Origin of the sequence: Blastomonas sp., from assembly GCF_041747255.1 — a bacterium.
Classification (GTDB): Bacteria; Pseudomonadota; Alphaproteobacteria; order Sphingomonadales; family Sphingomonadaceae; genus Blastomonas.
The window spans coordinates 1-10,306 of sequence record NZ_JBGTFM010000496.1 but is presented as its reverse complement, the minus strand read 5'-3'; the positions used below and the strand labels follow the sequence as shown (position 1 = coordinate 10,306).

General features: G+C 62.3%; 11 protein-coding genes. 3 read left to right on the top strand and 8 right to left on the bottom strand.

Annotated features, from left to right (window positions below; all coding sequences use genetic code 11):
* Positions 1 to 1,015 (top strand): HAD-IC family P-type ATPase (locus ACEW8G_RS16470; protein ID WP_373489477.1); only part of this gene is annotated, 1,015 nt, incomplete at its 5' end.
* 528 nt (positions 1,016 to 1,543) lie between these two features.
* A complete protein-coding gene (locus ACEW8G_RS16465) occupies positions 1,544 to 1,918 on the top strand; it encodes a PilZ domain-containing protein (RefSeq protein ID WP_373489476.1) in 375 nt (124 codons plus the stop codon).
* Between the two features lie 6 nt (positions 1,919 to 1,924).
* Here ACEW8G_RS16465 and ACEW8G_RS16460 read toward each other — a convergent pair whose 3' ends face one another.
* A complete protein-coding gene (locus ACEW8G_RS16460) occupies positions 1,925 to 3,118 on the bottom strand; it encodes a CaiB/BaiF CoA transferase family protein (RefSeq protein ID WP_373489475.1) in 1,194 nt (397 codons plus the stop codon).
* Between the two features lie 168 nt (positions 3,119 to 3,286).
* Here ACEW8G_RS16460 and ACEW8G_RS16455 point away from each other — a divergent pair, with 168 nt between their 5' ends.
* Complete coding sequence (locus tag ACEW8G_RS16455; RefSeq protein ID WP_373489474.1) at positions 3,287 to 3,487, top strand: hypothetical protein; 201 nt, start codon at positions 3,287 to 3,289, stop codon at positions 3,485 to 3,487.
* 21 nt (positions 3,488 to 3,508) lie between these two features.
* Here ACEW8G_RS16455 and ACEW8G_RS16450 read toward each other — a convergent pair whose 3' ends face one another.
* From ACEW8G_RS16450 to ACEW8G_RS16420, 7 genes are all read right to left on the bottom strand, one after another.
* The gene (locus tag ACEW8G_RS16450) at positions 3,509 to 4,669 is read right to left on the bottom strand and encodes an acyl-CoA dehydrogenase family protein (RefSeq protein ID WP_373489473.1); all 1,161 of its coding nucleotides are present in this window, start codon (positions 4,667 to 4,669) and stop codon (positions 3,509 to 3,511) included.
* 173 nt (positions 4,670 to 4,842) lie between these two features.
* Positions 4,843 to 5,061, bottom strand: a complete 219-nt coding sequence (locus tag ACEW8G_RS16445; RefSeq protein ID WP_373489472.1) for a type II toxin-antitoxin system RelE/ParE family toxin — start codon at positions 5,059 to 5,061, stop codon at positions 4,843 to 4,845.
* Entirely contained in the window at positions 5,051 to 5,347 is a 297-nt protein-coding gene (locus tag ACEW8G_RS16440) for a type II toxin-antitoxin system ParD family antitoxin (RefSeq protein WP_373489471.1), read from the bottom strand. Before ACEW8G_RS16440 ends, ACEW8G_RS16445 begins: the two co-directional genes overlap by 11 nt.
* A 39-nt stretch (positions 5,348 to 5,386) precedes the next feature.
* Positions 5,387 to 6,790, bottom strand: coding sequence for an NAD(P)H-dependent flavin oxidoreductase (locus ACEW8G_RS16435; RefSeq protein WP_373489470.1), 1,404 nt, complete (start codon positions 6,788 to 6,790; stop codon positions 5,387 to 5,389).
* Between the two features lie 90 nt (positions 6,791 to 6,880).
* Positions 6,881 to 7,618 carry a class I SAM-dependent methyltransferase gene (locus tag ACEW8G_RS16430; protein WP_373489478.1) on the bottom strand — a complete coding sequence of 246 codons (738 nt, stop codon included), beginning with the start codon at positions 7,616 to 7,618 and terminating at the stop codon, positions 6,881 to 6,883.
* Complete coding sequence (gene prfB / locus ACEW8G_RS16425; protein ID WP_373489469.1) at positions 7,608 to 8,735, bottom strand: peptide chain release factor 2; 1,128 nt, start codon at positions 8,733 to 8,735, stop codon at positions 7,608 to 7,610. Before prfB ends, ACEW8G_RS16430 begins: the two co-directional genes overlap by 11 nt.
* A gap of 265 nt (positions 8,736 to 9,000) precedes the next feature.
* Positions 9,001 to 10,306, bottom strand: a 1,306-nt coding sequence (locus tag ACEW8G_RS16420) for an AarF/UbiB family protein (protein WP_373489468.1), incomplete at its 5' end; no start/stop codon positions are given.

Sequence of the window (10,306 nt, the reverse complement as noted above, 5' to 3'; positions counted from 1 at the left end):
TACCGGCGATCATGCCGCCACCGCGCGCGCGATCGCCATTCAGCTCGGGCTGGGCGACGACCCGCGCACGCTGACCGGCGAGGACCTCGAGCGGCTCGATGATGGCGCTTTCGACACCGAGGCAAACGCCGCTTTGGTGTTTGCGCGCACCAGCCCCGAACAGAAGCTGCGGCTGGTCGAGGCGCTGCAGCGCGACGGATCGGTGATCGCGATGACCGGTGACGGCGTCAACGATGCACCCGCGCTCAAGCGCGCCGATGTCGGCGTGGCGATGGGGCAAAAGGGCACCGAGGCAGCCAAGGACGCCAGCGAGATGGTGCTTGCTGATGATAATTTCGCTTCGATTGTCGCGGCGGTCCGCGAGGGGCGCACGGTCTATGACAATCTGACCAAGGTCATCTCGTGGACGCTGCCCACCAACGGCGGCGAGGCGTTGACCCTGCTGGTTGCGATCATGCTTGGGCTGACACTGCCGATTACCCCGGTGCAGATTTTGTGGATCAACCTGGTGACAGCAGTAGCGCTCGGACTGGCGCTGGCGTTCGAGCCCCCCGAAGCAGGTGCCATGCTCCGTCCGCCGCGCCGTTCAGGTCAGGCGCTGCTGTCGGGGCGACTGCTGTGGCGAATCGTGTTCGTCTCGCTGCTGATGGTGGCGGGCACTTTTGGCGTCTTTTCCTATGCAACCGCAAAGGGATTGTCTGTCGACACTGCGCGAACAATAGCAGTGAACACCATTGTGGTGATGGAGATCTTCTATCTGTTCAGCGTGCGCTATGTTCATGGTGCCTCGCTCACCTGGCAGGGGGTGCTGGGCACGCCTGCGGTGCTGGTGGCGGTCGCGACCGTTGTCGTGGCGCAGCTGCTGTTCACCTATCTGCCGGTGATGCACAGCATTTTCGCGAGCCGCCCGGTGGCGTTGCTTGACGGGCTGTTGATTATTGGCGTGGGCGTCGCATTATTGATGACTGTCGAAGCCGAGAAATGGGTCGCACGGCGATTTGAGGTTCGCGCGTGACGGGCAAGCCATTAGCGAGCTTTCAATTGCTGATGGCGTGTTGAGCCTAAAATCGCGCTCAAATTGTATCCTCGTCGCGCTCATTCGGGGAAAATCGAATTTCTTGGAACTGCGTTCTGACACCTGGAGCATTTTCACATTGACCGTTTACCGTCAATCACCAGGAAGATGTGGCTTCAAAAGATAACAGCGTGTTCGCTCAAAGTGAAAACGCTTTGGCGGTCAGGGTTTCGGCTGCGATCAAAATATCCCCCCGCGTCAATCGTCAGTCCATCGCGCCTGGCAGAGGTCTCGACCGATCACGGATTTCAGGCACCGCCGCACCGAGCTCAATCGTCGAAGCAACTCAGGACCACAAAAAATCCTGTATATGGGTATGTGGCCTAAGGCGCGATGGAACTTGATCTTCAGGCCCACGCATTAACCAATTGGCGACAATCTCTGGTGTAAAATGACGGTTAGTCGGGGGGCGGTTGCGCGCAAGCCCTGCCGCACAATGTCTCTCCTCGCGCGATGGATGCCCGAACGATGAACCAGCATGTCAGCCCTGCGTCCCTGACCGAAAAAGAAGCGCGCGACCGCGACAGCCTGTTCCTGCTTGCCGATATCACATTCGAAGGATCTGATGCCGTGCACAAGGTCAAGGTGCGCAACCTCTCGCCGGGCGGGATGATGATCGAATCGGATCTTGAGGTCAAAACCGACCAAAGCATCGTCGCGATGCTGCGCAACATCGGCGCGGTCAAAGGCAAGATTGCATGGGCACGCAACAGGCGCTTCGGCGTGGCATTTGATTCGCTGATCAATCCCAAGCTGGCGCGGCAACCGCTCACCGTTGGCGAAAAGACGCCGCGCTACCTGCGCACGGTATTCGGCACCAGTCCCTCATTCCCGCGCCGGTAACACGGCCTATCCGTCATTGGCGGCGAGCGGCAGTTCGCTGTCCTGCGCGCCAAGCCGCTGCGGTGCCAGCCGCTGGTTGACCGGCGATCCGGTGAACGCCACCGGATGACTCAGCGTGCGATAGCGGCCGATCCCCGGCGCCTCGGCATCGATGAAAAACCCGGTCGCGACAAGATGCGGGTCTTCCAGCACCTGGGCCATCGGGTTGAAGCGCATCGCCGGGATGTTTTCCTGCTCCAGCAGATCGACCCATTCATCGGTGGTCTTGGTGGCGGCGACCTCCTCGATGATCGCATAAAGCTCACCGGTATGCTTGGTGCGTTCGGTGTAGGTGGAAAAACGCGGATCCTGAAACACGCCGGGGCGACCGCCGATTTCAAAGAAGCGTTCCCACTGGCGGTCCACATAAGGGACAATCGCAATAAAGCCGTCCTTCGTGGGATAGGGTCTGCGCCGCGGGTTGATCGAGCGGGAATAGCCAAGCTTGCCATCACCGGGGAAGGTCTGGCCGTAAAGGTTTTCGACCATGTTGAACCAGGTGAAGCATTCGAACATCGGCACCGAGACAAACTGACCCTGCCCGGTGCGTTCCTTGTGCACCAGCGCGGCGAGCGTCGCATTGGTGGCGAACAGCCCGACCGTCTTGTCGGCGACCAGCGACGGCGTGTAACTGGGGGGCCCGCCCGAGCGGCGCGCGTACAAATCAGCCCAGCCCGATGCGGCCTGCACCAGGTCATCATAGGCCTGCCGGTTGGCGTAGGGCCCGTCGGCGCCATAACCGCAGCAATGCACATAGACGATCGCCGGGTTGATCCGCTTGATGTCTTCATAGCCAAGCCCGAGCCGCTCCATGCCGGCCATCCGGATGTTGTGAAAGAACACGTCCGCCTCCGCCAGCAGTGCGTGCAGCTGCGCCTTGCCCTGCGGGTCGCGGCCATCGATGGTCACCGATTTCTTGTTGCGGTTGAGCGCCATGAAGATCGGTCCCAGATCACCGGTGGGTGATTGTCCGGCATAGCGCATCATGTCGCCGCCATGGGTGCTGCCCCGATTTTCCACCTTGATGACATCGGCCCCCATGTCAGCCATCAGCACGGTGGCCAGCGGCCCCATGACGACGCTGGACATGTCGAGTATCTTGATCCCCGCCAGCGGACCGGTCGCCGCCGTCTCACTTATCGTCCAGATCGATTCGCTCACTATGCCATCCTTTTGATCAACGGTATTTCGCGGAACGCCATGCCAGAACGGGACATGCAATTGTTGCCCTTGCTGCGATGCAGCATTGCAACGCCCCCGAAATGACGGTAAATACATTCTTGCGCAGGGGCGCGGGTTGCAGGTTGTTTATATAATGACCTGACCATTTTGGGCGAAACGATCATGCTATCCGGTTTGTTTGAAAATGCCCATCGCAAGCGTAAAGACGCGCGCGACATCGAGCATATGGCCAGTAAATATGGCGACACCATGCTGGACCAGCTCCAGCAACGGGCCAACAACAGCAAACTGACCGACCGCGAGCGCAAACACTGGGCGCGGTTGCTGCGCAAGGCCCGCCGCCTGTAGCCATCTGCCGCGCACAATAGGTCAGCGCCGCTGGTCAAAGCGTCGTCCGATCATGGCGCTGGCGATGTTCACTTTCTGAATGTCAATCGCGCCGCCAGCAATGCCCCAACCCCAGGCATCGCGCATCCGCCGTTCCATGGGATATTGGGTGGAATAACCATAGCCACCCATCAACTGCACAGCATCGCCGGTCACCGACCGCGCGATCTGGTTGGCAAAGCACTTCGCGGTCGAGCTGTCGAGAATCGATGGCAGGCCGGTGTCGGCATTGGCGGCCGCGCGCCAGATCAGCAACCGCGCCGCCTCGACCTCGATCTGCATCTGCGCGAGCTTCATCTGCACCGCCTGAAAATCGACCAGCGGTTTGCCGAACTGCTGGCGCTGCTGAACATATGCCAGCACATCCTCCAGCGCGCCCGATGCCTGGCCCAGCGCCATCGTCGCATTGCCGCAACGTTCCAGATCGAACGCCTCCATCAGCCTGGCAAAGCCCCCGGCGGGCACAACGACATTGCCCTCCGGCACGCGGCAATCGTCGAGCATGATGTCTGCACTGGGGATGCCGCGAAAGCCCATGAGCGTCTCGTTCGCGCCAAAGCTGAGACCCGGCGTGCCTTTCTCGACCAGCACCGCGCCGATGCCTTTTGCGCCGGGTGCATCGGACAGGCGGGTGTAGACCAGATAGGCATCCGAATGACCACCGCCCGAACACCAGCGCTTGGTGCCGTTGATCGTCACTGTGCCATCGGCGATGACGCCGCGCGTTGTAAGATCGGTGAGCGCGGTGCCCGCGCCCGGTTCCGACATCGACACCGCGACGATCATCTCGCCCGCGCACACCTTGGGCACAATCCGCTGCTTCAGCGCCTCAGGCGCAAAATGCTGGATCGCGCGCACCGGGCCGACGCACGCCTCGAACACCGGAAAGGCGACCGCCGAGCTGACCTTGGCCAGCTCCTCAAGCGCGATCAGCGCGTCAAGGCTCGACAGCCCCAACCCGCCCAGCGCCTGCGGGGTGTTGATGCCCAGCAGGCCAAGCTCGGCATAGCGCCGCACCATCTCGCGCGGCACGGGGGCGTTATCGCGTTCAAGCGCGGCGGCGAGCGGCACCAGCTCTGCCTGCGCAAACCGCCGTACGGTCTCGCGCAGCGCCACCTGCTCATCGGACAAGGTGAAGTCCATGCTTTAGAGTCCTAACCTCTCCCGCACTTTAACCGCACGGTTAACGCGGCTTGGATGAGACAGAAATACGCATGCGTCAATGCACCTTCTTGCTAGCCCAGCATATCCTGCCAGCGCCGCGCACTGTGAATGACGCGGGTGAGCTCAACCGTTTGGCTGGCGTCATCAACTGTTTAGATGATCATGTAACGACCGTGGACAAGCGCACGGGTGTTTGGTCCAATCTGCGGCAAAGCTCTGCCGATGCCGGGAAAATCTGCGGTCTGGGCAAATGCTGCACCAATGCCGCGCAGCAGCTTGTCGGCGGCTGGTGGACTGTCCATCGCCACATATTGCCAGATGTCGATAAGGTCGCGTTGCGCTTGCGCGCTGCGGCGCAGCTCAAGCGGCATCGCTCAACGTCTGCTGCGCTTCAAACCGGCGCCGTGCCTCGGCAATGATCGCCTCGATGCCTTCCCAAGGCCCATAGCCACTGTCATGCCCTTCCTGGATCAGGCGGCGCAATTCCCCGAGCTCGGTTTGCTGGAAGGCGCGGCGGCGTGACCAGTCGCGCAGCGCCTCGCGGATCACTTCGCTGCTGGTGGCATACATGCCCGATGCCACCGCCTCGCGCACCTCTGCGGCAAGGTCGGCGGTCAGGGCGATGGACAGTTTTTCGATCTTGCTCATGAGGAACATTGGTAGCAAATATTCATACCAATGTCCATATTTGGCTGATCAATCTCCGGTCAGGATGCGGTCCACCAGTTGCTTGACCGTCGGCACGAAGCCGTTGGAATAGAACGGGTCCTTGCCAAAATTATACGCGGCATGGCCTGCAAACATCAGGTTCTCGTCAATCGGCGCGCCATGCGCGATGTTCTGCAGCGCCTTCTGGATGCAGAAGCTGCGCGGGTCGGCGAGATAGCCGGTCGAGTTGTTGTCATGGTCTTTCCACGAAGAAAAACCGCAGTGCGACAGGCAGCCCATGCAATCGGTTTGGTCTTTACGGATCTCGGCGCGTTCATTGGGGGTGACGAACACCAAAGTGTTGTCCGGCGTTTTCAGCGCGGTTGTGAACCCCTGCGCATCCCAGCCGCGCGCGCGCATCAGGTCAGCGGGGGTCACCCAGAAATTTTTGCCCTTCACCCCGCAATCGAGCTGCGCAGTGTGGTCACCCGCCATCTGGGTCGAAAATGCAATCTGCCGCTCGGAACGCGACTGCAGCGTGCGCAAAAACGGGTTGAGCACCGCGCTGGAATAAAAGCCGGTCGGGCTGAACTTGTGCAGCAGCACATCGCCTTCCTCGATCTTGGTCAACGCATCCTTCCAGCCCTGTGGGATCGGGCTTTCCTGCGTCAGCAGCGGCCGTGTGCCATACTGAAACGCGATCTGGCCAAGCTCGGGATTGTCGATCCAGTTTTCCCATTCGCGCAAATACCAAACGCCGCCCGCCATGATGATCGGCACGCTGTCGGCAATGCCTTCGGCGCGCATTGTTTCGCGCAGCAATTTGACGCGTGGATAGGGGTCTTGCGGCACCCGCGGGTCTTCTGCGTTGGACAGGCCATTGTGCCCGCCCGCCAGCCAAGGGTCTTCATAGACCACCGCGCCCATCAGCGCGCTGACCTTGTGATAGGCGCGCTTCCACAGCGCACGGAAGGCCCGCGCCGAGCTGATGATCGGCAAATAATTGACATTATATTGCGCAGCAATTTCGGAGAGCTTGTAGGGCATGCCCGCGCCGCAGGTAACCCCGGTGACCATGCCCCTGGTGCGTTCGAGCACGCCGTGCAGGATCGGCTGCGCGCCGCCCATCTCCCACAGCACATTGATGTTGATGGCGCCCTTGCCTGCAGCAATATCATAAGCGCGGCGCACCTGCTCGACCGCGCCGTCAATGGCATAGCGGATCAGTTCTTCGTGCCGTTCGGCGCGGGTGCGGCCATGGTAGATTTGCGGGATGACATTGCCATTGGCATCATAGCTGTCAGCGTTGACCGCCGATACCGTGCCGATGCCGCCGGCTGCGGCCCATGCGCCCGAGCTGGCGTGGTTGGTCGCAGACACGCCCTTGCCGCCTTCCACCAGCGGCCAGACTTCGCGTCCGCCATAAACAATCGGCTTCAGTCCCTTGAACACTCAAACGCTCCCATCATGTTGCATGCGGCTATAGCCGTGCCGCGTATAAAGTGCGCCACCAAAATGTCACGGCTTCGCAATGGTCAGCGATCAACTGCCGGGCTGGTTGCATGTCTTGATCGACTGCGGCTCAGGCCGTGGTCCAACCGCCTGAAACCGCGCGAAATAACCAGCGATCCTGGGCTTTTCGACGAACTCGACCAGCTTGTAACCCACCGCATCAAATTCGCAGAACAGCAGCTTGGGCGGAATGCCGTGCTGCGTGGTGGGCCGGTCGACATCGACCACGATCACCTGCCCGTCGGGCTTCAGCGCCGGGCGCATCCGCCAGATGAACGCATAAGGCTCGGTCACCTCATGATACATATGCACCAAAAAGATGCGGTCGAAGCTCGCCTCGGGCAGGCGCGGATCATCGCTATCGCCCGGCTTGATCGAGACATTGTCGAGCCGCTCGCGCTCGACCCGCGTGCCCAGCCGTTTGAGCGCAGCATCGTCGATGTCCTGCGCCAGCACGCGGCCCGCACGCCCCACCCGCTGCGACAGGCGCACCGTGTAATAGCCACTGCCCGCGCCGATATCCGCGACCGTCATCCCAGGCGCGATCCCGGCGAGGTCCATCACCAGATTGGCCTCATTGCGATCATCGCGCGCTTCCTCATTGGAAAACTCGTTGCTGACCACACCGGGCACCGGCCGGTCAGCGCGGGGAAACTCGCGCGATGTCAGCGGCCGGTCGGCATCCGTCCCGCCGCCATCCTGACAGCCCGCCAGCAGCAGCCCGGCAACCAGCCATGCGCCGCCCGGCAACCGCCGGTCAGTCGACATCTTCAACCTCGACCTTTTCGCCCGTCACCCTCTGGCTGAGCGCTGCGGCCATGAACGGATCGAGCGCGCCATCAAGCACATCGCCCGGCGCGGTCGATGTGACCCCGGTGCGCAGATCCTTCACCAGCTGATAGGGCTGCAGCACATAGGAGCGGATCTGGTGACCCCAGCCGATCTCGGTCTTGGCCTGATATTCGCCGCTCGCCTCGGCCTCGCGCCGCTGCAGCTCGGCCTCGTACATCCGGGCTTTGAGCATGCTCATCGCCTCGGCCTTGTTCTTGTGCTGCGACCGGCCGCTTTGCGATGCCACCACGATGCCGGTGGGGATATGCGTGATGCGCACCGCCGAATCGGTGGTGTTGATGTGCTGCCCGCCCGCGCCCGATGCGCGATAGGTGTCGATCTTGAGGTCGCTGTCGTTGATCTCGATGTCGATGTTGTCGTCGATCACCGGATAGACCCAGATGCTCGAAAAGCTGGTGTGCCGCCGCGCCGAGCTGTCATAGGGCGAAATCCGCACCAGCCGGTGAACACCGCTTTCGGTCTTGGCAAAGCCATAGGCGTTTTCGCCCTTGACCAGCAAAGTCGCCGATTTGATCCCGGCCTGCTCGCCGGCGTGATAATCAACGAGCTCAACCTTGTAGCCGCGCCGTTCGGCCCAGCGCGAATACATGCGCTGCAGCATTTCGGCCCAGTCCTGGCTCTCCGTGCCGCCCGCTCCGGCGTGCACCTCGATATAGGCGTCGTTGCCATCGGCCTCGCCCGCCAGCAGTGCCTGCACCTTGTCGGTTTCGGCGCGTGCCGCCAGCGCTTTCAGACTGGCCAGCCCGTCGGCCACAATCGCATCGTCGCCCTCAGCCTCGCCCATGTCGACAAATTCAATGGCGTCGGCCATTTCGCCGCTGATATCGTTGACCGCGCCGATGGCCTGTTCGAGCCGTCGCCGCTCGCGCATCACCTCTTCGGCCGCCTTGGGGTCATTCCACAGCGACGGGTCCTCAACGCGTGCGTTGAGTTCATCCAGACGCCGCAGCGCGCGCTCCCAGTCGAGAAACTTGCGGATCAGCGCCAGCGCGGCGGTGATGCTGTCAATATGGGCCTGCCCTTCGGCACGCATGGGTTCACTCCTGATCTAAGACGAGCCGCGCTCTAGCCGATTGGACGCAAATCGCAAAGGGTTGCGCATGGGGACCAGACAAAGTGGCAATCGGCCAGGCTGGAGCTCCGTGGACCGCAATAGCCCTCTCCCCTTCAGGGGGGGAGGGTTGGGAGGGGGGCAGTCGCCCTCCGTGGCGTTGGCGCCGCCCCTCTCAACTTCGGCTAGCGAGCAAGCTCGCAAGCCTGCATTTCTCTCCCCTCAAGGGGAGAGAGCAGGGTTACGCTCAATGCAACCACAGCAGGAACCCACCGACTCCCGCTCCCGCACCAATCACCAGCGCCGCCAGATGGCTCCAGAAGCCGCCGCCCGCGCCGGCGACGCGCTCCTTCTTCTCCCAGATCAGCGGGATGCGCGGGATCGGCGGGGGTTCGGGCGCGCCGCCCTTTTTGGGCACACGTTCCTCAAGTCGCCGCACCAGATCGGGCAGACGCAGCAGCGTCGCGACATCGGTGTTGATTCGATCCGCCAGCAAAGTTTCCGGCCCCAGCTCGCCGCGAATCCAGTCGCGCACATAGGGCGCGGCGACGTCCCACATGTTGATCTTGGGATCGAGCGTCGTCGCCACGCCCTCGACCATCACCATCGTCTTTTGCAGCAGCAGCAGGTGCGGCTGGGTCTTCATGTCGAAATCGCGGGTGATCGCAAACAGTCCGTCGAGCATCTGCCCGACCGACAGCTCGCTCACCGGCTTGCCGCGCATCGGCTCGCCCACCGCGCGCAATGCGGTCGCGAATTCGTCGACATTATGATAGCTCGGCACATATTGCGCCTCGAAATGAATCTCGGCGACGCGGCGATAGTTGCCGGTGGTCAGCCCGTAGAGAATCTCCGCCAGCCAGAAGCGCGCCTGCCGGTTGATCCGACCCATGATGCCGAAATCGATGGCGACAATCGTGCCATCGGCGGCGACGAACAGATTGCCCTGGTGCATATCGGCATGGAAGAACCCGCCCGCAATTGCCTGCCGCAGGAACGCCAGCACCAGCCGCCGCGCCAGATCGGGCAGGTCGTGCCCCGCAGCCTTGAGCGCATCGATGTTCGAGATCTTGACGCCGTCGATCCATTCGAGCGTCATCACCGTGCCGCAGGTGCGGTCCCAGTCGATCGCGGGGATGCGATAGCCCGGGTGGCCGTCCATCGCGCTGGCGAGCTCGGATGCGCTTGCCGCCTCGCGCCGCAGATCGAGCTCGCGCATCGTCCAGCGCTTGAAATTGGCGATGGTCAGCTGCGGGCGCAGCCGCGTGGCTTCGCCGCCCAGCGCCTCAAGATGCGCGGCGGCCCACTCATAGGTCTCGATATCCTGCGCGAACTTGCGGCGAACGCCGGGGCGCAGCACCTTGATCGCGACGTCGCGGCCTTCAATGGTGGTGCCGCGATGTACCTGCGCCACCGATGCCGCGCCCACCGGCACGGGATCGATGTGGCTGAAAAAGCGGTCGATGGGCGCATTCAGCCCTCGCTCGATCTCGGCGCGGATCTCGTCGAACGGCACCGGCGGCAGGCTGTCCTGCAGCGACAAAAGGTTGATC